The organism is Prevotella sp. (assembly GCF_051059605.1).
GTDB lineage: Bacteria > Bacteroidota > Bacteroidia > Bacteroidales > Bacteroidaceae > Prevotella.
This window is the reverse complement of record NZ_CP050883.1, coordinates 3,261,244-3,284,892: the sequence shown is the minus strand read 5'-3', so window position 1 is coordinate 3,284,892 and position 23,649 is coordinate 3,261,244. Positions and strand designations below refer to the sequence as shown.

Annotated in this window: 17 protein-coding genes; 5 read left to right on the top strand and 12 right to left on the bottom strand. The window is 37.8% G+C overall.

The genetic code is table 11. The features are described from left to right. Window positions 1–4: 4 nt before the first annotated feature. Both HEQ28_RS12715 and HEQ28_RS12710 read right to left on the bottom strand, forming a co-directional pair. Window positions 5–1,498 carry a glycoside hydrolase family 43 protein gene (locus tag HEQ28_RS12715; RefSeq protein WP_434502985.1) on the bottom strand — a complete coding sequence of 498 codons (1,494 nt, stop codon included), beginning with the start codon at window positions 1,496–1,498 and terminating at the stop codon, window positions 5–7. 564 nt (window positions 1,499–2,062) lie between these two features. Beyond that, complete coding sequence (locus tag HEQ28_RS12710) at window positions 2,063–5,086, bottom strand: PEP/pyruvate-binding domain-containing protein (protein ID WP_434502984.1); 3,024 nt, start codon at window positions 5,084–5,086, stop codon at window positions 2,063–2,065. A 208-nt stretch (window positions 5,087–5,294) separates the two neighbouring features. Between HEQ28_RS12710 and HEQ28_RS12705 the strand changes: the two genes are divergently transcribed. Both HEQ28_RS12705 and HEQ28_RS12700 read left to right on the top strand, forming a co-directional pair. Further along, the gene (locus tag HEQ28_RS12705) at window positions 5,295–6,101 is read left to right on the top strand and encodes a GSCFA domain-containing protein (RefSeq protein ID WP_434502982.1); all 807 of its coding nucleotides are present in this window, start codon (window positions 5,295–5,297) and stop codon (window positions 6,099–6,101) included. A gap of 299 nt (window positions 6,102–6,400) precedes the next feature. After that, window positions 6,401–8,092: an ISL3 family transposase gene (locus tag HEQ28_RS12700; RefSeq protein WP_434502980.1), complete on the top strand. Its 1,692-nt coding sequence runs from the start codon at window positions 6,401–6,403 to the stop codon at window positions 8,090–8,092. Between the two features lie 421 nt (window positions 8,093–8,513). Here the strand turns inward: HEQ28_RS12700 and HEQ28_RS12695 are convergent, their stop codons facing one another. The 4 genes from HEQ28_RS12695 to asnB form a co-directional block, all read right to left on the bottom strand. Further along, window positions 8,514–9,737, bottom strand: coding sequence for an IS4 family transposase (locus tag HEQ28_RS12695; protein ID WP_434501766.1), 1,224 nt, complete (start codon window positions 9,735–9,737; stop codon window positions 8,514–8,516). Window positions 9,738–10,383: 646 nt separating this feature from the next. Further along, a complete protein-coding gene (locus HEQ28_RS12690; protein ID WP_434502978.1) occupies window positions 10,384–12,876 on the bottom strand; it encodes a YfhO family protein in 2,493 nt (830 codons plus the stop codon). A gap of 210 nt (window positions 12,877–13,086) precedes the next feature. Beyond that, window positions 13,087–14,475: an ammonium transporter gene (locus HEQ28_RS12685; protein ID WP_434502976.1), complete on the bottom strand. Its 1,389-nt coding sequence runs from the start codon at window positions 14,473–14,475 to the stop codon at window positions 13,087–13,089. 43 nt (window positions 14,476–14,518) lie between these two features. Next, window positions 14,519–16,189: an asparagine synthase B gene (gene asnB / locus HEQ28_RS12680; RefSeq protein ID WP_434502974.1), complete on the bottom strand. Its 1,671-nt coding sequence runs from the start codon at window positions 16,187–16,189 to the stop codon at window positions 14,519–14,521. 372 nt (window positions 16,190–16,561) lie between these two features. Here asnB and mtnN point away from each other — a divergent pair, with 372 nt between their 5' ends. Both mtnN and HEQ28_RS12670 read left to right on the top strand, forming a co-directional pair. Next, window positions 16,562–17,203, top strand: coding sequence for a 5'-methylthioadenosine/S-adenosylhomocysteine nucleosidase (mtnN, locus tag HEQ28_RS12675; RefSeq protein ID WP_434502972.1), 642 nt, complete (start codon window positions 16,562–16,564; stop codon window positions 17,201–17,203). A gap of 2 nt (window positions 17,204–17,205) precedes the next feature. After that, entirely contained in the window at window positions 17,206–17,685 is a 480-nt protein-coding gene (locus tag HEQ28_RS12670; protein ID WP_434502970.1) for an S-ribosylhomocysteine lyase, read from the top strand. A 56-nt stretch (window positions 17,686–17,741) separates the two neighbouring features. Here HEQ28_RS12670 and HEQ28_RS12665 read toward each other — a convergent pair whose 3' ends face one another. Genes HEQ28_RS12665 through typA form a run of 4 tightly spaced genes read right to left on the bottom strand, consistent with a single transcriptional unit; the run spans window position 17,742 to window position 21,396 of the window. Then, entirely contained in the window at window positions 17,742–18,602 is an 861-nt protein-coding gene (locus tag HEQ28_RS12665; RefSeq protein ID WP_434502968.1) for a FimB/Mfa2 family fimbrial subunit, read from the bottom strand. 8 nt (window positions 18,603–18,610) lie between these two features. Continuing rightward, window positions 18,611–19,303, bottom strand: coding sequence for a porin family protein (locus HEQ28_RS12660; protein WP_434502966.1), 693 nt, complete (start codon window positions 19,301–19,303; stop codon window positions 18,611–18,613). Window positions 19,304–19,352: 49 nt separating this feature from the next. After that, entirely contained in the window at window positions 19,353–19,574 is a 222-nt protein-coding gene (locus HEQ28_RS12655) for a hypothetical protein (protein WP_434502964.1), read from the bottom strand. A gap of 19 nt (window positions 19,575–19,593) precedes the next feature. After that, window positions 19,594–21,396, bottom strand: a complete 1,803-nt coding sequence (gene typA, locus HEQ28_RS12650) for a translational GTPase TypA (RefSeq protein ID WP_434502962.1) — start codon at window positions 21,394–21,396, stop codon at window positions 19,594–19,596. Between the two features lie 282 nt (window positions 21,397–21,678). Here typA and rpsO point away from each other — a divergent pair, with 282 nt between their 5' ends. Further along, window positions 21,679–21,948 carry a 30S ribosomal protein S15 gene (rpsO, locus tag HEQ28_RS12645; protein WP_434502960.1) on the top strand — a complete coding sequence of 90 codons (270 nt, stop codon included), beginning with the start codon at window positions 21,679–21,681 and terminating at the stop codon, window positions 21,946–21,948. A 98-nt stretch (window positions 21,949–22,046) separates the two neighbouring features. Here rpsO and folK read toward each other — a convergent pair whose 3' ends face one another. Next, window positions 22,047–22,466, bottom strand: a complete 420-nt coding sequence (gene folK / locus HEQ28_RS12640) for a 2-amino-4-hydroxy-6-hydroxymethyldihydropteridine diphosphokinase (protein WP_434502958.1) — start codon at window positions 22,464–22,466, stop codon at window positions 22,047–22,049. Window positions 22,467–22,481: 15 nt separating this feature from the next. Next, the gene (gene queA, locus HEQ28_RS12635) at window positions 22,482–23,648 is read right to left on the bottom strand and encodes a tRNA preQ1(34) S-adenosylmethionine ribosyltransferase-isomerase QueA (RefSeq protein WP_434502956.1); all 1,167 of its coding nucleotides are present in this window, start codon (window positions 23,646–23,648) and stop codon (window positions 22,482–22,484) included. Window position 23,649 lies beyond the last annotated feature (1 nt).

The window sequence follows — 23,649 nt, the reverse complement described above, 5'->3', positions numbered from 1 at the left end:
AATATTATTCTGCGAAGTCAACATTTCCACCATCGGCATACATTCCTATGACAACTCCTGTGAATCCTCCAGCGACCTCAGAACTAAGAAGACTACAATTTAATTCTCCGAGCGACTTATAAGATGTTCCGTCATCGCTATATTCAAACTTATACATTTTGTCATTATATGAGATGCGAAGATTCATCCATTCAGACCATATCTTATCTGATTTTACTATATAATCAATATTTTTAAGTTTGCAACGAAGAGATACATGACCATCTTTGACAAACAAATCAAAATGTCCGTCATTTATCTGATATACTGACAAGCCTCCTTCGGCACTACCTTTTGGATGAACACGAAATTCAACACTTCCACATACCTGTTCCTGTCGTTTCCCAACAAACGTAGGCTGATTATTTTCAGATAAGCTACCATGTCCTTTAAGCACAATTTTATTGCCATTGAAAACATAGTTTTCTGAGATTGGATTCTGTATATGTATATACTCAGGTCCTAAATCAGAACGATTAAAATCAAGAGGCTGAGCATGGGGCATCTTATGCTCTTTAAGAGTTACTGCATTCATCAATGTGTCTATAGGATTTCCTCCATTTATCACTGGCCACTCTCCTGTCTTCCACTCCACCGGAGCAAGACAAGTCTCACGTCCTAGATGATGATAACTTCCACCAAAATTACGGTAAGCTAGGAATACAAGCCACCAGCGACCATCATTCGACTGAACAAAATCACCATGCCCTGTACCTTGGATCTGGATATTCTGCCCTTTTCTGCTACAGTTTGTCAATATCGGATTAGCAGGATTGCTCTCATAAGGTCCATAGATATCACGACTGCGAGCTATGGTAAGATGATGCGCCAATTCCGTTCCACCCTCAGAAATCAAAAGATAGTAATAATTATCTTTCTTGTATATATGAGGACCTTCAGGATATCTACCACCATCACCCTGCCAAAGCATACGGCTCTTCGACAACTGCTTTCCAGTCTTGATATCTATTTCGCTAAGCCATACTGCATCACCAGGATTGGAGCACATATAAACTTTGCCATTTTCAAAATATAAAGAAGGGTCAATACCTTGTTGAGACAACCAAACAGGTTCACTCCAAGGTCCTTCTGGATTCGTTGCTGTAACAAGAAAGTTACCACCATTACCAACATTGGTAGTAATCATATAATATATTCCATTATTATATCTTATCGTTGGCGCATATATCCCCAACCACGATGAAGCTCCTTTCAATGGAAGTTGCGAATCACGTGTCAATACGTTTCCAATCTGTTCCCAATTTATCAAGTCATTACTATGAAAGACAGGAACACCGGGAAAATACTGAAAAGACGAATTAACCAAATAGAAATCATTTCCTACCCTGCACACACTTGGATCTGGATGATAACCGGGTATAATCGGATTACGATAACCTTGTGCGAAACTGCTCTCTGAAATAATCATCAACAAAAGCAGACTTAGTATTTTCTTCATCGTGTTATTTAAATTTCAACATATAGATAGTACGAGATGCAACTAGATATGTCAAGTAAATCTATATCTCATGCAAAGATAAAACAAGATGCGGGAAAAACAAAATATAAGATAAAGTTTTCTCTAATTTTATTCTAATATCATCAACACAAATCAAAAAACACGCATTATTGCTACATAAACATAGTTTTTAGGGCATAAAAAAAGGAGTACCGCTGTACTCCGACCTTGTTAACCTTAAATCTAATACTATGAAAAACATGGTGCAAATATATTCAGATTTACATTAAAATCCAAACATCGCACATTATATAGTGTTACTTTTACAATTTATTAAAACTTTTATTGGTGTTTTTAAGACAATTAAAGCATAAGGCATAAAAAAAGGGGCTCCGCTGAGTCCCAACCTTTGTTAACCTTAAATCTAATACCATGAAAAACATGGTGCAAAGGTATAACAGTTTTATTCAAAAGCCAAATAAACCTGAGCTGATTTTACCAACCATATTATTTTTTTGATTTACATCAACCAAACTCTTGAATAACCTTTTTTTATTTAATATATTATGATTCGGGTATTACCACTGCACCTTCCTGCTTCTTACCATCCATGATTATCTTCAAAGGTTTATCAAACTTTACGTGACGTACATAATCCGTTTCTTCTATTGCCGGCATAGCATCAAGAACATCCTTACGTATAAAGCCTCCGCATTCGGAATTGCAGTCTATCGTAAAATAGCCTACACCAAAAGAGGTTAGGTTCTGGAAAAAATGTGTTCCCTGACTAGGATCTACATGATAGTTTTTTAAGGCCAGTTCAACTATTATACGTGCAGCAGATATATGCGGCCATTTCACAGGAACTCCAAGATAATGGTCACTTGATCCCCAACGTCCAGGTCCGATAAGCACATAGTTTTTACCTTCTGCAAGAAATTTTCTGTTTATTCTTTCTATATCATCTGCTACATAATAATTATTCATCGCCGAAAAATTATCATCGTATTTCACGTAGACAACATCAAGAACATCATCACTTACGCCATGTCCCAATGAGTTATGTGAACGTAACAGACAGCTTTCATCAGGAGTTTTCGTAATATCAGTTTCTAAAACACCCTTTGTTTCCACAATAGGACGAATCTGTAACAAATAAAACTCACCCGTTTTGTCTTCATTTATATTGCATGCGAATTCTATCTCAATAGGACGACGCATAGCACCAGAACCATACTTCATAGACAATTGCAATATCTCTGGCAAAGGAAAAACATCCTGTTGAAGTACACCGGCAAACGATATAATCTTGCGGCCACCCTCATACAAACCGTCATTAATAATCTGATCGTAGGGATCAAAAGTAGAAACAATATAATTTAGAGATTTATCATTCTCGGCATCTTTAACTTTCAATTTAAGAATATTAAATCCATCATCAACCTTGAAGTTACTTCCGACATCAGACATATCCAACGCATAGAATTGAGTCTGAGTTTCGCGTAAAGCAATTTCAACTTCACTTGTCTGCATCACTTGATCGGGATGATAAGGAGAGACCCGCAACGTCTGTCCACCATCGACAATATACTTTCCAAGTCCCAAAGCTAAAGAAGCAACACCGTCTTCAGCAGTTTCATTCCCAACTGGATAATAGTTTATGGAACGCAATACGCCACTAATATTAGGATAAAAATGATTTCCATATTGATGGCCAACGACCTCCTGCAAGATAACAGCCATTTTCTCTTGGTCGATAACATTACTCGTTGCTGTCATATATGCTTTTGAATCACGATAGTACACAGAAGCGTATACACTTTTTATTGCGGCTGCAAGCATCTGTAACATCATGTACTTGTCTGCAGTATTTGGTATCATATAAGTATTGTATATACCAGCAAAAGGCTGATAGTGACTATCTTCAAGCAAACTAGACGACCTCACTGCGATAGGACTTTTCGTTGCATCGAAGAACGTAAAGAAATCTGCTATCAACGAATCGGGAAGCTGTGCTCTCAGAAAATGCTTTAATATCTCATCATCAGGTGCATCACTAAGTGCTATTTGATAAAGATTGTTTTGTTCCATAAACTGGTCAAAGACATCAGTGCAAAGAACTACCGTTTTGGGGATCTGCACTGATGCACCTTGATATTGGTTGAATTCAGGATGCGTTTTTATAACATTATCTAGGAACGCCAAGCCACGTCCTTTACCTCCTAAAGAACCTTCACCGATACGTGCAAAATGTGCATAACGGTCATATTTCATTCTGTCGAATACAGCAACAACTCCAATATTTTTCATGTGACGATACTTTACTATAGCATCAAAAATTATCTGTCTATGAGCATTTACATCCTGCAATTTATGCCAAGTGACATTTTTAAGAAACTGCGACACAGGGAATATAGCACGGGCACTAAGCCAGCGGCTCATGTGGTTACGGCTCACATGATAAAGCATTGAAGCATTTGGTATCTTAAAAATATTATCTTGCAATTCCTTTAATGATCTTATCCTCATTACTTCTTCATGAGTAGTTGGATCACGAAAGATGAAATCACCAAACCCCATGTGCTCTTCCATTATTCGACGCAAGTCAAGACTCATTGTCTTGGAATTTTTGTCAACGAAACGAAAGCACTCAGCTTCTGCTTTTACACGGTATTTGCATTCTGAGCTTTCCATGATCAGTGCCACATACTCATCACGTTTACGAATAGCACGCAACAATTTCAACCCAGCTTCAGGATCTTTATACACAGCAGAATCACGCAATGGAGATGGCTGCAACATATTTTCTTTAGGAGACATCTCCCTCATCGGAAAACGTGCGTCACTGATTACACCTATACAATTATCGGCAAACTTATTATATATATTCATTGCTTCCTCATAAGTACGTGCAAGCACAACTTTAGGACGTCCACGCATACGAAGTGTTGACTGATGTCTGTTAAGCGCCTCTGTGGCAAATCGCTTACTTTGAGCAAGAATGTAACTATATAAATTGGGTAATATCGAAGAGTAAAAACGAATACTATCTTCCACTAGCAATATCATCTGCACACCACTTTCCTTGATGTCATGTTCTAGATTCATCTTATCTTCAAGCAGTTTTATTATTGATAGAATAAGATTGGTATTCCCCAGCCAACAGAATACATAATCGAAGATACTCAAATCTTCGTTTTGCATTCTTTTTGTAATACCATGAGAAAAAGGTGTGAGGACAACACATGGTATATCCGGGAATCTGCCTTTTATATCTCTTGCCACAGTGAAAGCATCATTATCTGCATTACCTGGCATACAAATTACCAAATCAATATTAGTTGTATGAAGAACTTTAGCAGCCTCATCGGTCTTTGATACCTGAGTAAATGTTGGTGGATATCTAAGTCCTAGTTCCATATACTCATTATATATTTTTTCTTCCACACGTCCGTCATCCTCCAACATAAATGCATCATAAGGATTGGCAACTATGAGTACGCTATATATACGCCTCATCATAAGATTCGCGAACGTTACATCTTTCAGATAAAACTTATTAAATTCATGGGGTATTTTACTTTCCATGGTTGTTTATAGTTTGCATTATATTTGCAAATATAACATTATTAATTGGTAATACAATGAAAAATTAATTGTATTTTTCTTATCTTTGCACACTAGAGAAACTGTTTCAAATAGCATAATTCAAACTATGCTCACTCTCTTGCTATGCCATCATTCACAGAAGGCAGAATAAATAAAACTAGAACGTAACGGACAAAAAATCAAGATTATGGAATTTACAACAAAAGTAAACATAACTAAATCATCATGGACAATTCATCCTTGTGAAAGAATGCTTTTCGTGGGTTCATGCTTTGCTGAGAATATTGGCAAGAGATTTCATGAAGAGAAATTCAGTACAGATGTAAATCCATATGGTGTAATGTATAATCCGGCGAGCATTCTGCATACTGTTGAAAGATTCTGTGAAGAGCCAGAATACAAGCCCGACAAGGCTTTCCTCACTCTAGGCACAAACCATGTTTATATTTTAAATGAGACTGGCGAGATAGTAGACAACTGCATGAAAAAGCCACAGAAACTATTTACCGAGAAAGTATTGTCTACAGATGAATGTTACAACTATCTACGCAAAGCAGTTATGAGATTGATGTCTAAGAATCGAGACATTAGAATTATTGTTACCGTAAGTCCTATCCGTTATCGTAAATACGGTTATCATGAGAGTCAACTCAGTAAGTCCACATTATTGCTAGCAGCCGACAGACTTTCAAAAGAGGAGCATGTTGATTACTTTCCTGCCTACGAAATTATGAATGATGAGCTACGTGACTATCGCTTTTACAAAGAAGACATGCTACATCCTAGCGACCAAGCTATTGAATATATATGGGAACGATTTGCTGAAACTTATTTTGGCGATGACACGAATGAGTTTCTAAGTGAATGGAAGCCTATAAAAGAAGCAATGAATCACAAGCCCTTCAATCCAGAAGGAGAAGAATATAAAAGATTTATTGCAGAAGCAAAGAAGAAATACGATTCATTGGTAAAGAGATGGGGCATTAACAAATAGTAGCTCAGTTTATAAGCTTGGGCATACTGTGCCCAAATTAAATCGTCAATAAAATCAAGGTGATTAAAAGATTTATATTTAATAGATCCGGGACAAGAATTGCTAAGATTAAAGACCATTTACCGAGAACATCTCCCCCATAAATAAATGAAGAATCCAAAAAAAACGGTTCTTCTTCAATTTAGGGGGTTAAATATCGGTGCTTTAGTGTTATAAATTATTAGTTAACGCATTGATAATCAACACATTAGTTAACATTGAAAAGTTGTAGATGTGGTGTTTTTTTGTATCTTTAATGTGTGAAAAATAAAAATAAAACAACACGCACATCTACACAGTGCAAAGATACTTCAAAGTATTCGAATCAGCAATTTTTTCGAAAGTTAAATGCTTCCATCAAAGATAAATGCAAAACTTCTGGTATAGTGTTGACTGATTTCATTCAAACCAGTTCTGGTATTGTATTGCATGCTATTACAAAGAACAGATTACCTTGTTGCCCTTATTGCGGGGAGCCTAGCCATAGCGTTCATGACTATAGATATCGTAAGTTACAATATACGGAGATACTCTCCCAGAACAGCAAGATCATCATTACCTGTCGCCGTATGAACTGCACGAACGATAAGTGTTCAAAGAAAACATTTATGGAACCTCTAAAGTTCGCCAGACCTTATGCCAGAAGTATAAATGAGGTAGTCTCACGTATGCAAAAGGAGTCGTTAAAGCAACCATCAAGGCTTGCCGGCCAGACCCTTGCCAGCCAACATATAAAAGTGAGTTCATCCACCTGCCTGAGAACTGCAAGGTCTTTAGGCAAAGAGAATCCCATGGACATCGCGTGCAGTGGATATGTTGCCATAGATGATCTGGCATACCGAAAGGGACATAAGTATATGTGCGCCATAGCAGACCACTATACACGAAGGGTGCTGGCTATGTTTGATACACGATATGGTCCTGAGATAGGTGAATGGTTTAAGATGCACCCCCAAATCAAGTTGGTTAGCAGGGATGGCAGTTGGGCATATGCTTCGATTATCAAAGAAGCCTTGCCTGATGCAGAGCAGGTCTCAGATCATTTTCATCTTGACAAAGGTCTTGGAGATCATATGGTTGAAGTTATACAGAAGATGATTTGTCAGAAGAAAAATACGCTGCCATATCCTTATCCTTCCCTGGACGAAGCCAGAAGTTATATCATGGAGGATCTTTATGAGATGGGAGAGATCAAGCACAGAAAGAGGGTTAGAAATTACTTTGCAGCACGACATATGCAGGAAGAAGGGATACCTTTGAAAGACATCGCTGAAAAGTTGAATGTAAAATCTCAGCAGGTATACAATTTGTTTAATACAAATATAAAGAAAATACTCAGCAATGATCAAATGAAAATACTCCGTCAAACTCCAGAACTGGCACGGATAATCAGCAGTGGTTCCATCGCACCAACAAGCATTGAAAAGAAGATGGATGGAAGACTCTGTTCCAAACTCATATGTAAGGCCACCAAAGGGCTAAGAGACAGATATAAGATACTTCGCCAGCAAGTCAGGATACATAACAAAGATCCCAAGAACAAGAAAGGAACAAAAGTAACTGCCAAAGCAATCAGAAAATATATAATGACAGGTATGACTACATCAGAAAAACTGCTCAAACTTAAACAAACGCAGCCAAATATAGACAGCATTATACAAACCTGCATATCCTTCAGAAATATGGTTGCAGGAAAGGAGGATGCACCCGATATTGATACCTGGCTTAAATTGGCTTACAACTGTAATTGCCGCAAGCTCGCATCTTTTGCTGAATATATAACAAGAGATAAGGAAGCTATCAAGAATACATATCTTACAAACTACAGTAATGGAATTATGGAAGGAACCGTCAATAAAATCAAGGCAATTAAAAGATCGATGTTTAATAGAGCAAGTGTAGAATTATTAAGAGCCAAGGCTATATACGGAGGATATTACCCCCTAAATTGACGAAGAACCAAAAAAACATAAAACAAACCTACATTACATACATTTTTGACTTAAACAATTACTAATCAGCATGTTAACCCATGTATATGAGTGCCTTTTCCTACATCTTTCCTACATGATTCCTACATGATAAGCACGGATTTGTACTTAAAACGGTGGATTTTGCCCCAATCGTAATACGAAAGTCGCTTTTTAGGTTGGACAATTAGGTGATGTTTTCATCAGTAAAGCAAATCACAATAATGCCTTTCATAGAATTGTGAATATAGAAATATCATTTCTCTTTGTAAATGATATTTGGGAACCAAACTGATTTATAATTATTGCTGTCCGATAAAACTAAAAATATGATATAGATAGTTCCCGAAGCCCTTTAAAATAAGACTTCGGGATCATTATTTTGTAGAACAAGCCTCCTTAATCAAAAAAGTGATAGTTCTGGCGGACTCTCTGCCTTCTCTTTCAGATATGTTTCCCAATCTTTTTCGGGGTAGTTGAATAAACTATAAAAATCAACATAATACATAAGTGTTATTCTGATCATAGTCGCTAATCCCGAAAAGCTCCAAGAACGAGTCAATCCCTTCTTCATGATCGTTAGAAGCAGATTGGCAATGAGAGTTACCCATATTTGTATCTTTATAGCGTTGGCACTTTCCCCATAGAAATATTTTAATGGAAAGTTTTGCTTTATCTGTTTGAAGAGCAACTCAATTTCCCAGCGTTTCCTATACATGTCAATGATTTCAGTGGGCTCAGATTCCATGTCGTTGGAAAGCAATGGGATAAGTTTTTTCTTTTTTTCATCCACATAAGTTATAATCCGTGAATAATGAATGATATCTTTCTCTTTTAGATGCTTTGTAAAACAGACATGTTGTATTCTCACTTCCATAAGTCCATTAGGCGTTTGATACATAGTATCATTCAATACTCTGTATTTCAAGTTCTTTTTCATCTTCGTAACATAGATTACTCCTTTTTGCGTCATCTCTTCTAGTTTTTCGTAGTCAATGTAAGCCCGATCCATTGCCATGATATCGCCTTTATGCAATACCGCAGGTCTGAGCATAAATGAGTCATTGGTGGCTGCAGAGGTAAACTTTATATCAGAAGGAACTCCTTCATTTGCATAGATTACTGTGTGAACCTTAATACCGCCTTTCTTCTTGCCTGTTTTAGGATGACGTCCAACACCTTTAAAGAGTAGGTTCGAAAATAGAGAGATGGTTGTGGAGTCTATTATTTGCAGCTGTTTCATCCATTTAGGTTCCTTACCACTTCGGCTGTCCGATGAAAGACGAGTGTGATAAGTAGCATACAAATCACGGTATATAGCCTCAAATACTGCATCTGGACGCCTCTTGTTGGCATCTGACAATGTGCTGCGGGATGTCATCATGTTAATACCTAGGTGACAGAGTTTACGCGCTTCAGCTTGCAGTGAGGTACTTATCTCGCGAAGAGAATCAAAACGCATAATTACGGCATAGAGCATTACAACCAGATGAGTCCAGCTGTCGAAGCGCTTAATATAACGTTCTCCACCATTTTCACGACTGATTTCAATAATTTTAGACTTATCAAGTAATTTTATTACCTGACTATAGAGCGGCTGTCCGATAAAATGTGTACTTTTGCCCATGTGTTAGATTTATTTTGTGGTAAAGACAAAGATAACACATTTTAGGCTGAACTCAGAAATGAATTCAGCCTTTTTTGTTATTACTCAAAAAGTTTTATCGGACAGCAATAATTTATAATACATTCCGACATGTCAACCTTTTCCGTAAGGGATTTCAGAAACTATAAAGTTAGTCAGTAACAACTCTAAAATATGTATCGTGATTCCGTAAATATAACTATGAATGTTTATAATCAACTCGTATTATAGTCAAAATGTATGAAGTGCAGCAAATATAAAATCACCTTTTTCGGTCCGCCTTTGAGTGATTAGACCCTAATCACTCTGCAAAGCATGTAGGATAACCAAGTGATTAGGGCCTAATCACTCTCTAAAATGTATAACAACGGGCTCTTATACATTAGCTAATGCGTTGTATAACAATACGTTTCGTAAAATCATGTAGGAAACAGCATGAAAAAATCAAAAATAAAAAAATATTTTTGATAGTCATAGTTCAATTTGTTTCATAATTTGACCGATGGAAAGAACTATATTGGAGAGAATCGTGTGATGAATTTTGATAAAGAGTTATATAGAATTTATAAAAAGTCTGCATTGTTATCAATATGATACAATGCAGACTTTTATTATTTAATATAAAAAACTAGAGCTTTTTCTTTTCTTTCTTACGTTCTATATATACCGTAAGCAAAACTACAAGCAGAAGTATTACATAAGAAACATAAGCAATCGTCTCTGTCTGGTCTACACTCTTTGGATAGAATGTAAGCACAACCTTATGACTGCCTGGTGCAACATTCAATGCGCGAAGCACGTAGTTGGCACGACCTAATTCAACAGGCTTACCATCGATAGTCGCAGTCCATTCAGGATAGTATATTTCAGAGAAGACCACTACTCCACCTGTTGCACTCTTCACATCGTAACACAACTTGTTTGGCTCGTATGAAGTAATCTTAACCAAAGACGTACTGTCTTGCGGCTTAGACTGTCCAAGTTGTTTCTTGAATTTAGAATCAGCAACAGCCTCATGGCGAAGGTCTATTTTCCCAACTTTATCTATTTCCTGATTTGCATTATCTACATAATCAACTTTGTCTACAAACCAAGCGTTACCATATACATAAGGATTCTGTATTGCTACCGTCTGATTACCCTGCAAAGGAACAATAAAGTATTTTGCATTAAGCATATTCAGTATTGGGAAGATGCTGTCACCGCTGACCTTTGTCATATCACCTCCAGCGGTTGATATTGCAGGCATTAGTTTCTGCATTTCAGGACTGATATAAGCCTCAATCAGTTCTTGATAGCGACGAAGTTTTGCAGCATGATATCCACCTATACTCTTATGATAGTAACTTGTTTCGTTCTCATTAAATGTATTGGTAGACAAATTCAGCACACGGTAATCCAAACTCTTATCCTGAAGAATCTGTTTATCTGTTGCTGTCATTGGTTGTGCTTGTTCACGAACACTCTGTTCAACAAACATATCATCATTAAGATAGCGCTTGTTTACCTGCCACATATCAATAAGACAAAGCAAAGTTATAGCACCAATCATATACTGAGCCTTTAGCTTTCCTGCCTTGAAAAGGAACAAGAAGAAAGAACCTATAACAATAATCCAGAATGAACGCCAACAATCTGACGTAAATATATTTTCACGAATACTACGCAAATTACTTTCTAACGGACCTATATATTCTGCGGGGATGCTCTTTAGAGCCTGCATTTCTGATGAAGAAATGAAATCAGAGAAGAATACATTAGGCATAATTGCAAAAAGTAACGCAACACCAGCAGTAAGTCCAAAACTAATGTAGACAAACTTTATCTTGCGTTTTAGTATCTCAGGTTCATCAACAATCTTCTTTAAAGTGAGCATTGCAAGCAGCGGTATCGTGAATTCAGCAATAACAAGAATCGACGCCACCGTTCGGAACTTACTATACATAGGGATATAGTCTATGAAAAAGTTAGTGAAAGGCATTAAGTTTCGTCCCCACGACAACAGTATACTCAATACCGTTGCACCAAGCATAGCCCATTTCAACGGTCCTTTTACAATAAACAATCCTAGTATAAACAACATAAGCACAAACGCACCTACATATACTGGTCCACTCGTTCCAGGCTGTTCGCCCCAATACTGCCCCATTTGCTGATATATCTGCATGAAATTAGGATCAGCCTTTTCCATAGCCTTAGCATTTGCAGCTAATGGCACAGAAGCACCACCTTTAGTGTTTGGTACAAGCAATGTCCAAGTTTCGTCAACACCATAACTCCATTGAGTTATATAGTCACGATCAAGTCCACTATTTGTTTGATTAGCAGTATTCTTCTTTACCAATTCACTTTTTCCTCTCATACTTTCCTGAGAGTATTGCCAAGTATGATAGAGATTGGATATGTTAAGCATTATTCCGATGAGGGCACCGGCAGCACATGCTAACGTAGCCTTTCCGAAATGCTTTAAATTCTTTTGCTTTATAGCCTCTACTAGATATGCTATAATCATGAAGAATATCACAAACAAGAAGTAATATGTCATCTGCACATGATTTGCAGCGACCTCAAACGCAGAGAAAATCGCGGTAACTATAAATCCCCATAGATACTTCTTTCGATACGACAGTACGACTCCAGCTATCATAGGCGGAAGATAAGCAAGAGCCATCACCTTCCATATATGTCCTGCAGCTATAATGATAAAGAAATAGGATGAGAATGCCCATATAACAGAACCCAAAGCTGCAAGCGATTGTCTGAAATCAAACGCACGAAGCAGAATATAGAAACCCAAAAGATATGCAAAAACATACCACACGTTCTCAGGTAACCACAAGTGATACGCCCTAATAACCTGATGCAAAAAACTTGTACTCTTATAAGTTGGTGCAGTCTGATAAGTTGGCATTCCACTGAAAGTAGAATTAGACCATCGCGTTATCTTACCTGTACGATCATGATATTCGTTTTGTTCCTGACCTGCACCACGTCCAGCTGAAGCATCATGGCGATACAAAATTCGTCCTTCTGTATCAGCAGGAAAGAAATAGGCAAAAGAGATAATTGCAAAAACTACCACAACCAAGAGGTCTGGCAGATATTTCTTTAAAGTTTCCATTGTATTTGTATAAACGTTTATATTTTGATATCTGCATGCAAAGATAGTGCAAATATTGAAGAGGACAAAACGATTTTGTTCATTTTTTATCTCAACCCAACACCTATCTTCAACACATGTTAAAGATACATGCCAAACATAATACAAAAAACATACGGAACATAACTTTATCATTATGTCCCGTATGTACAAAAAAGTAAGAACTAAACTCTATTGTTTATTCTCATTCTTTGTTTTTATGTGTTCTTCATACTCTGCTAATTCACGTTCTCCAACATGTGCAAGTCCATAATGTTCGTCGTGCTGACTAAGGTCTAGACCTATTTCCTCACTTTGAGAACTTACTCGCATTGGAATCATCTTATCTATAAGCCAATATCCGAAATAGCTCATACCAAAAGTATAAACAAATACGATTACAACGGCCAATATGTGATAGAGGAATACTATAAAACCAGCCCAGGTTCCAGCTATTAATCCACCTTGGATGAATATACCTGTAAGAACTGTACCGAAAATACCACCAGTTCCATGAGTTGGGAATACGTCTAAGGCATCATCAATTCTTGAATGACTGCGCCAATAAACTGCAATATTACATATAATTGTTATAACAAAAGAGATAAAGATACTCTGTCCCACTGTTACATATCCAGCAGAAGGAGTAATTGCGACAAGACCGACAACACATCCAACAGCAGCACCCATAGCAGAAGGTTTACGTCCACGAAGACAATCAAAGAATATCCATGTCATCATAGCTGTTGCACTTGCTGTGTTTGTATTAAGGAATGCCTTAACCGCTGTACCATCTGCATGAAGTGAACTTCCAGCGTTGAATCCAAACCATCCAAGCCAAAGTAATGCTGCACCAAGTAATACAAATGGAATATTTGCTGGTTCTGCGTCTATCGTTGATTTTTTTCTGCGTCCTAAGAATATTGCACCAGCCAAAGCCGCCACACCAGAAGATGCATGAACCACAATACCACCTGCAAAATCGACAACTCCCCATTTCAGAAATAGACCGTCTGGGTGCCAAACCATGTGGGCCAGCGGACAATAAATCACAACGAAGAAGAATATCATGAAGAACATATAGCCAGAAAATCTAACACGTTCTGCAAAAGATCCAGTAATTAAAGAAGGTGTTATAATTGCGAATTTCATTTGGAACAAAGCAAACAAAGCAAGAGGAATTGTAGCACCACCAAGTACTTTACCTGTAGCTGTCATATAAACTCCTGCTCCGACATTCTTAAACATCAAGAACGTTAATGGGTTGCCTATAACTCCCCCGATATCATCACCAAAAGCAAGGCTGAATCCAAAAACTACCCAAAGAATACTAATAAGTCCCATCGCGATGAAACTTTGAAGCATCGTGGAAATAACATTTTTAGCTCCAACCATTCCGCCATAGAAGAATGACAGTCCTGGAGTCATCATCAGCACGAAGATTGTTGAAGTGATTAGCCATGCAACATCTGCGGCATTAATCTTCGTGAAATCACATTTAAACGAGGGTTCACCTACAAAAAGCCCAGAAATGGCTATAATAACCATTGAGAGCATAAGTATTATCCATCTCTTTTTCATTACTCTGTTTGTGTTGGTAACTGTAATCATAATAAAATCCTAATCAATCTTTATAAGCTTGTTCGTGTATTCCTGTAACCGCCCTTCCGCTAGGGTCGTTCATATTTTTGAAAGCCTCATCCCACGCAAGGGCCTCTGGCGTACTGCAAGCAACACTTGGCACACTTGGCACAGAAAGTGCAGCACTATCACTTGGGAAATGTTCTGCGAATATAGAACGGTAATAATATTCTTCTTTATTGCGTGGAGGATTAATAGGGAAACGCTCTTCTGCATGTTCCATTTGCTCATCACTGACCTGATCTGAAGTAATTTTCTTCAATGTGTCTATCCATGAATATCCCACACCGTCACTGAACTGTTCCTTTTGTCTCCAAGCTACCTCTGCCGGCAACATATCAGCGAAACCTTCCCTTACGATTTTTTTCTCCATTGTCTGTCCAGGGCACATCTTTGCTTCTGGATTTGTACGCATTGCGATATCAAGGAATTCCTTATCAAGAAAAGGAACTCGGCCCTCTACTCCCCATGCAGCAAGACTCTTGTTTGCACGAAGACAATCATACATATATAATTTAGACAATTTTCTAACAGTCTCTTCATGGAAAGCCTTTGCTGAAGGTGCCTTGTGGAAATAAAGATATCCACCGAAAATTTCGTCAGCTCCCTCACCTGATAGAACCATTTTTATACCCATACTCTTTATCACTCTTGCCAAAAGGTACATTGGTGTTGAAGCTCTGACAGTTGTAACATCATAAGTTTCTATGAAATATATCACGTCACGTATTGCGTCAAGACCTTCCTGTATGGTATAGTTAATTTCATGATGAACTGTTCCTATATGATCTGCCACCAATTTAGCCTTAGCCAAATCAGGAGCATTTTTAAGTCCTACAGCAAAAGAATGAAGCTGTGGCCACCATGCCTTTGTAGAACCATTATCCTCAACTCTGTTCTGAGAATATTTCTCAGCAACAGCACTAATGACCGATGAATCAAGTCCACCAGAAAGCAACACGCCATAAGGAACATCACTCATAAGCTGGCGCTTAACAGCATTTTCCAACCCATCATGTATTTCCTTAACACTAGCCGTATTGTCTTTCACATTATCATAATCCATCCAGTCGCGCGTATAATAACGCGTCATCTTACCTTCACGACTGCTATAATAATGTCCTGGCAAAAAGACCTCGTATCTGTCACAATTACCTTCAAGAGCTTTAAGTTCACTTGCGACATAAACCTTTCCATCGTTGTCATATCCTATATAAAGAGGTATAACTCCCATTGGATCACGAGCAATAAGGAACTCATCCTTTTCTGCATCGTAAAGTGCGAATGCAAAAATACCATTTATATCCTCTAGGAAATCAATTCCCTTCTCCCTATATAAAGCAAGAATTACTTCGCAGTCACTTCCTGTTTGAAACTGATACTTATCTGCATATTGTTTTCTAATATCATGATGATTGTATATCTCACCATTTACAGCAAGAATTTGTTTTTTATCAGGACTGAACAAAGGTTGCTTTCCTGATTCAGGATCTACTATTGATAATCTTTCATGAGCCAAGATAGCGGAACCACCACAATATATCCCACTCCAATCGGGACCACGGTGACGAATTTTCTGACTCATACGCAAAGCTTTCTGTCTTAGTTCAGGAGTTTGCTCTTGGATGTTGAATATTGATACAATTCCACACATAATAATATCTTCTATGGTTTATTGGTTACAATTTGTTTACTATTTGCGCTGCAAAGTTAGCAAAACGATAGCTAAAAAGATAAAACACAATACAAAAAGATATCAAAATAGACACAAAGTATAAAACTGTAAGATACAAAGAGTACTACCATTACAATATGACACTATTTTCACTATATACGTATCAAAATATAACATCGTACCAAAATTAAGATTTATTATGTATCAATGAAACATATAAATACATAATACATATATACGTTTATCCTCAAAAAAAAGGACATCAATGCACATTATCTATAAATAACAATAATTTATTTGTTCATAAGATGAGGTTTTTATTAACTTTGCACCAAAGAAAAGATATAAAATATGAAGATTGGAATTATAGTTGCGATGGATAAAGAATTCGCACAACTGGAAAAAGTGTTTCATAATGATGAAAATATCATAATTCAGAAATGCGGCATTGGTAAGGTTAATTCTGCTATTGGTGCAACAAAGATGATATCTGAGCATCATCCTGACCTTATTATATCTACAGGATGTGCCGGTGGAGCCGACACTACACTGAATGTAGGTGACGTTGTTGTAGCAGAAGAATGTACATATCATGACGCATATTGTGGAGACAACTGCGAATTTGGACAAATTCTCGGTATGCCGGCACGTTTCAAAGCACCTGAAAATTTGGTAAGTGTGGCGTTGAAACTAAATCATGGAGAACTTAAAATAAAGAAGGGACTTACTGTAAGTGGAGAGTGGTTTGTTGACAGCCGAGAAAAGATGTCACAGATAATGGATAAGTTCCCTGCTTCTACAGCCGTAGACATGGAGAGTTGCAGCATAGCACAAACATGCCATATCTTTGGTACACCGTTTATCAGTTTCAGAATAATAAGTGATGTTCCACTTAAAGACAACAAGGCACAAATGTATTTCGATTTCTGGGACCGTATGGCTGAAGGAAGTTTTGAAGTTACAAAGAGTTTTATTGACGCTATAAATAAATAATTATGGACAAGATACCAAGTTTTACTATAAATCACGAGGCACTTCTTCGTGGTATTTACGTTAGTCGCAAAGATAATGTTGGCAACGAGACCATCACCACTTTTGACATCAGAATGAAGGAACCCAACAGAGAACCTGTATTGCATAATGGTGCTATACACACTATTGAACACCTTGCCGCAACATACCTTCGTAATGATGCCGAATGGAAAGACCGTATAATATATTGGGGACCAATGGGATGTCTTACAGGCAACTATCTGCTACTAAAGGGAGATGTTGAAAGCAAGGATATTATTGAACTTATGAAGCGAACTTTTAAGTTTGTAGCCGACTTCGAAGGAGACATTCCTGGGGCTGCGGCAAAAGACTGCGGTAATTATCTTCTTCATGATCTTCCAATGGCAAAATATGAAGCAGCAAAATATCTGCATGAAGTATTGGAAAATATCAAAGAAGAAAATCTGGTATACCCTATCTAGGCTATGACATTTGGCAAGTTGGCAATTACATTATAATTGTCAACTTACTATTTTTATCAAAACTTATATATTTCTCCATCACGCCATTCGTCATCAGCTTTCAAAACAAGATCTTTTGACAAACTAATTTCACCTTCGGAGAACAATTTTTCTGTACATGTTGTAATACCACACTTTGAAACTTTTACATCATCAAACATCCTCTCATAAAGAATATTTCCTGAACTATCAAGACACGAAACAGTTATATCCAAACTGCCATTTGAATCTTGCGGAAAAGTATATAATTCATAAACTGAAGAATCGGCACGAGCTTCCGCTTTAACATCACGTATTTCGGTCTGCCGTGAGTTTACACATCCCCAACCGCTAATACCATCCAAAGTACTACTGCCACCAGTATAAAAGAACTTTATCTGCTTGACTTCATCAGGAACCTTATCCTTGATTGTGAACAATATCTTTGCGACGCATCTTTTAAGAGTCATCTGATAATCAGAATTTCCGCTCACATTGATGTCTTCACTATAAACGAATGTATCTGTCACCTTTCCATTAAAAGTTATTCTGTTCATGTTTGTAGTTGAAGCATTGGTTTTGCCATTATGCGCTAAAGCCACTACCTTGTAGTTCCCCTCTGGTAAGCAGACTTTAACCGTGCCGAAATCATTGTCATAATCAGAACTTTGGCTGATAGATTTCACCCTATCTCCAATACTGTCATAGACAGCAAAGTTTATCTTATTACACACTTTCGACACATCATCGATACCACTAGTATCAATATTTCCTACATGGAAATTAAGTTCAAAACCATCTTTGTTCTCGATATCAGACTTATCAAAACTTACCCGCTCGCAAGAAGTCTGTGAAAAAATAAGTATTATTAGTATTAAAGTATTGATTAATTTAGTCATTATCTATTTCACATATCAAATTTATATCCCACAGTCAACGCAAAGAAGTTGCTTTTGGAATCGTTTACCTTGTTGTTTTTTGTAACACCAATATTATATCTTGCATCAACTACAACATGCATGTATTCATAAGATACGCCCAACGGTATTGACACATCAACACTCTTATATTTATCGTTGGTATTTTCATTATGTTTCACCATCGTACCATAAGAATGCTCTCCCGTGCGATCATTAATAGTAAAAGGTGTTACTTCGTATTTTTCGTTCGTATCAACAGGAAACCCTAGCTGCAAACCAGCTTTAATAGCCAATCCATCTGCCACATAATAATTCAACGTAAGCGGAACATTTATAACATTTACGTTCACTGTATGATCTGCATAACCTTCATAGTTTACTGTTGACGAAGCACTTAATCCACTCTCGTCAAGATATCGACAGCCCGCCATTGTGTATAATGCAGCCAAAGACACACTCAATGGTGATGTCAACTGATATTCTGCCTCTACTCCACCAGTAAAACCAGCTTTGTATTTTGGCGAACAAACAGTGTTCTTACCAATAATGAAATCATTGTTTGTCATATTAGACAGACATACACCAACCTTTGGAATGATTGAAAATGTTCCAACACGGCTTTGCGCACTGCAAAAAAATGTCGTTGCACAAAGAGATAATAAAAAGAAAAAGCGCTTCATAATAAAAAGTATTTTATTATGAAACGCCTTGATATTGAATTTATTGCATTTAATCTACTGCATTGTAGCCTTTTGTACTGTTATGAGCTAGCAAATCCTTAAGATCCTGCTCCTTGAATCCGCGTTCCTCCTGCTCTTTATGAATGAGTTCTGCCTCTTCTTTTTCAGCCTCAGAATGCTTGAATGTTATAGTACGGCTCTTCAATTCAGCAACTCCCCATCCAATGAGGGCTACTGCTATAAGTGCTATAAAAATGTATAATCCAGTCATAATATAGATCTATTAAATATTAAATCTTATTTGAACGCTTACGTCCCTGATGATCAAGGATGACTTTACGAATACGCATATTCTTAGGAGTTACCTCTACATATTCATCTTCCTTGATGTATTCTAGACATTCCTCAAGACTCATCACAGTCTTTGGAATTACACGAGCCTTGTCATCACTACCACTGGCACGCACGTTAGTAAGCTGCTTTGCCTTTGTTACATTGATAACTAGGTCATTATCATGAATATGCTCACCTACAACCTGACCATAATAAACTTCTTCTCCTGCGTCAATAAAGAATTTACCACGATCCTGAAGTTTATCAATTGAATAAGCAAATGAAGTACCTGTCTCCATGGCAATCATTGAACCGTTCAAACGGCGTGTGATTTCACCCTTGTATGGCTGGTATTCCTTATAAATATGTGCCATGATAGCCTCACCCTGACTTGCAGTAAGTACATTGGTACGAAGACCAATGATACCACGTGAAGGAATATCAAATGTAATATTTACACGATCACCTTCAGTGTCCATACCAGTCAATTCACCCTTACGGCGAGTTACCATATCAACCATCTTACTAGAATAGTCCTGTGGAACATTGATTGTGAGTTCCTCAATAGGTTCACACTTAACACCATCAATTTCCTTATAGATTACCTGTGGCTGACCTACCTGAAGTTCATATCCTTCACGGCGCATTGTCTCAACAAGTACACTAAGGTGAAGTACACCACGACCACTAACAATCCATTTATCAGTTGAATCCTCGTAAGGACGTACACGCAAAGCTAGATTCTTTTCTAGTTCTTTCTGCAAACGTTCATTGATATGACGGCTAGTACAGAACTTACCTTCCTTACCGAAGAATGGAGAATCATTAATAGTGAAAAGCATACTCATTGTAGGCTCATCAACAGCGATAGGTGGCAATGCCTCTGGATTTTCCCAGTCTGCGATAGTATCACCAATCTCAAAACGCTCCAAACCGACAACAGCACAGATATCACCACTTTCTACTACATCGGCAGGCTTGTGACCCATACCTTCAAAAGTACGCAATTCCTTAATCTTTGTTTTTTCCTTAGTTCCGTCACGATGACAGATAGTGATGTTCATACCATTCTTCAATTCACCACGGTGAACACGACCTACAGCTATACGACCTGTATAACTAGAATAGTCAAGAGAAGTAATCAACATCTGAGGAGTTCCGTCAAGATGCTTTGGAGCTGGGATAATTTCTATAATCTTATCAAGAAGATATTCTATATTATCTGTTGGCTTTTGCCAATCTTCTGCCATCCAACCGTTCTTTGCAGAACCGTAAACAACTTTAAAATCAAGCTGCTCTTCAGTGGCATTCAAATCGCACATAAGGTCGAAAACCATTTCGTAAACTTCGTCAGGACGACAGTTTGGCTTATCAACTTTATTCACAACAACGATTGGCTTTAACCCGAGTTGCAGAGCTTTCTGCAAAACGAAACGAGTCTGAGGCATTGGACCCTCAAAAGCGTCAACAAGCAAAAGACAACCATCTGCCATATTCAGCACACGCTCAACCTCTCCGCCGAAGTCAGAGTGTCCCGGAGTATCTAGAATATTGATTTTTATACCTTTCCAGTTTATTGATACATTCTTTGAAAGAATGGTTATACCTCGCTCACGCTCCAAATCATTGGAGTCGAGAACTTCGCCACTGTTATCCTGTCCGTCACGGAAGAGTTTTCCAGCGAGCATCATCTTGTCGACCAATGTTGTTTTTCCGTGGTCGACGTGTGCAATTACTGCAATGTTTCTAATGTCTTGCATTTCTTTACCTTAAATATGCTAAATTACAATTTCGATGCAAAATTACAAAAAATAACTGAAGTAATCTTCATTATTGATTACTAATGGGTTATATAGGCACGTTAAAAAAAGTTATAGCGAATAAATCTATCTAATCATAGCACTTTACTTTTAAGTTTTATTGCTAACTTTGCAGCGCATTTCGGAAAATCCGATGCATTCGAGAGTGTGACTGTTGTGATTAAGGCAGTTTAACACCCGAAGGATGTAATGATGCAACTTAATTTAATCAATTTCAAAGCTATGTATTTAGACAAAGCAAAGAAGGAAGAAATCTTCAACCAGTATGGTAAGTCTGCAACAGACACAGGTTCTGCTGAGAGCCAAATTGCGCTTTTCACATTCCGTATCAAGCACCTTACAGAGCATGTAAAGGCAAACCACAAGGATAAAGTGACAACTCGTTCACTAACTCAGCTTGTAGGTAAGCGCCGTGCATTGCTTGATTACCTTTACTCTAGCGAAATCAGTCGCTACCGTGCTATCATTAAAGAACTCGGTCTTCGTAAGTAATCTGGTTATTGGATTAAGAATAAAAAAATCCCGCACCTCTATTGAGTTGCGGGATTTTTTATCTTTATAGTTTTGATACATTGTAACAAAACCGATAATTATTTATTTTTCAATATCTCATTTAATGGAGTCATGACAAAATCTCTCTCCTTCATCAAAGGATGAGGTATTTTCAAGTCGGGTTCATCTACCGTCATATCATCATAAAGCAATATATCTATATCTATTATGCGATCTTGATACTCATGATTTACCGACTTTCCCACTCTTCCCATATGCTTTTCTATCTCCTGGGTTGCCTCTAACAACTGCCTTGGAGCAAGCGGCGTTTCAACGCACACGCACATATTTATAAAAAGATTGGGACTTTCAAACCCCCACGGCTCAGTCTCGTAAAGAGCCGACTGGCGCGTCACCGTACCAACCATGCTTTCCATGTATTCAACCGCCTCACGCATGTTACGCTTACGGTTTCCTATATTTGAGCCCAAACCTAGGTAAACTTTATGTAAAGCCAATGTTACTACCAATTATCAATCGTTGAGTATCAACAAAGAGTCACCATAGCAGCCAAACATATAACCGTTTGCTAGAGCAATCTTGTAACATTCCATAACTGCGTCATAACCACCGAAAGCAGCTGTTGACATAAGTAATGTGGAATATGGATGATAGAAGTTGGCAACCATACAGTCAGCCAAACCAAAATCAAATGGAGGGAAGATGAACCTATTTGTCCATCCAGAGTATTCCTTCAACATACCATCTGTACCGACAGCAGTTTCAGTTGCCTTGACAACACTAGTGCCAACAGCAAGGACATGATGTCCGCTTTTCTTTGTCTTATTTACCAACTCACAAGCTTCTGCCGTAATAACCATCTGCTCAGAATCCATCTTGTGTTTGGTCAAGTCCTCAACCTCGATAGGGTTAAAGTTTCCTAGTCCGCAATGCAATGTTATATAAGCATCATTGATACCACGTATTTCAATACGTTTCATCAGCTCACGACTAAAGTGCAATCCTGTTGCAGGAGCTGTTACCGCTCCTTCATTCTTGGCATATACCGTCTGGAAATCTTCCAAATCCTCAGGTGTAGCATGATTACTCTCACGGTTATCAATAATATAACGTGGCAACGGAGACTCTCCTAGTGCGAACAAATCATTTCTAAACTCGTCATGATCACAATCATAAAGGAAACGAAGTGTACGACCACGGCTAGTTGTATTATCAATAACCTCAGCAACCATTGTACTAGTCTCGTCAAAGAACAGCTTGTTTCCTATACGGATTTTGCGAGCAGGCTCAACAAGAACATCCCACAAGCGCATCTCCTCATTGAGTTCACGCAATAGGAACACCTCAATCTTTGCATCTGTCTTTTCCTTTGTACCATAAAGGCGTGCAGGAAAGACCTTTGTATCATTAAAAACGAAGGTGTCACCTTCATCGAAATAATCGAGTATATTACGAAAATCAAGATATTCACCCTCAATAGGCTTGCCATCAGCATCCTTTTTGAACATGTCTATTTGACCTGACTTTTTGTGAAGCACCATCAGACGACTCTCATCACGACGAGTCACCTTTAAAGTTTCCTTGGTGCCATCATCATTGGTGAATTCACGAGTGAAATTGTGTGGATACAGGGCTACCTGCTCCTTATTCAGATTAAATTTGAACTGTGATAACTTCATA

Coding starts and splice junctions, on each gene's coding strand:
- HEQ28_RS12715 (WP_434502985.1), bottom strand. CDS start 1,498: ATGAAGAAAATACTAAGTCTGCTTTTGTTGATGATTATTTCAGAGAGC.
- HEQ28_RS12710 (WP_434502984.1), bottom strand. CDS start 5,086: ATGGAAAGTAAAATACCCCATGAATTTAATAAGTTTTATCTGAAAGAT.
- HEQ28_RS12705 (WP_434502982.1), top strand. CDS start 5,295: ATGGAATTTACAACAAAAGTAAACATAACTAAATCATCATGGACAATT.
- HEQ28_RS12695 (WP_434501766.1), bottom strand. CDS start 9,737: ATGGGCAAAAGTACACATTTTATCGGACAGCCGCTCTATAGTCAGGTA.
- HEQ28_RS12690 (WP_434502978.1), bottom strand. CDS start 12,876: ATGGAAACTTTAAAGAAATATCTGCCAGACCTCTTGGTTGTGGTAGTT.
- HEQ28_RS12685 (WP_434502976.1), bottom strand. CDS start 14,475: ATGAAAAAGAGATGGATAATACTTATGCTCTCAATGGTTATTATAGCC.
- asnB (WP_434502974.1), bottom strand. CDS start 16,189: ATGTGTGGAATTGTATCAATATTCAACATCCAAGAGCAAACTCCTGAA.
- mtnN (WP_434502972.1), top strand. CDS start 16,562: ATGAAGATTGGAATTATAGTTGCGATGGATAAAGAATTCGCACAACTG.
- HEQ28_RS12670 (WP_434502970.1), top strand. CDS start 17,206: ATGGACAAGATACCAAGTTTTACTATAAATCACGAGGCACTTCTTCGT.
- HEQ28_RS12665 (WP_434502968.1), bottom strand. CDS start 18,602: ATGACTAAATTAATCAATACTTTAATACTAATAATACTTATTTTTTCA.
- HEQ28_RS12660 (WP_434502966.1), bottom strand. CDS start 19,303: ATGAAGCGCTTTTTCTTTTTATTATCTCTTTGTGCAACGACATTTTTT.
- HEQ28_RS12655 (WP_434502964.1), bottom strand. CDS start 19,574: ATGACTGGATTATACATTTTTATAGCACTTATAGCAGTAGCCCTCATT.
- typA (WP_434502962.1), bottom strand. CDS start 21,396: ATGCAAGACATTAGAAACATTGCAGTAATTGCACACGTCGACCACGGA.
- rpsO (WP_434502960.1), top strand. CDS start 21,679: ATGTATTTAGACAAAGCAAAGAAGGAAGAAATCTTCAACCAGTATGGT.
- queA (WP_434502956.1), bottom strand. CDS start 23,648: ATGAAGTTATCACAGTTCAAATTTAATCTGAATAAGGAGCAGGTAGCC.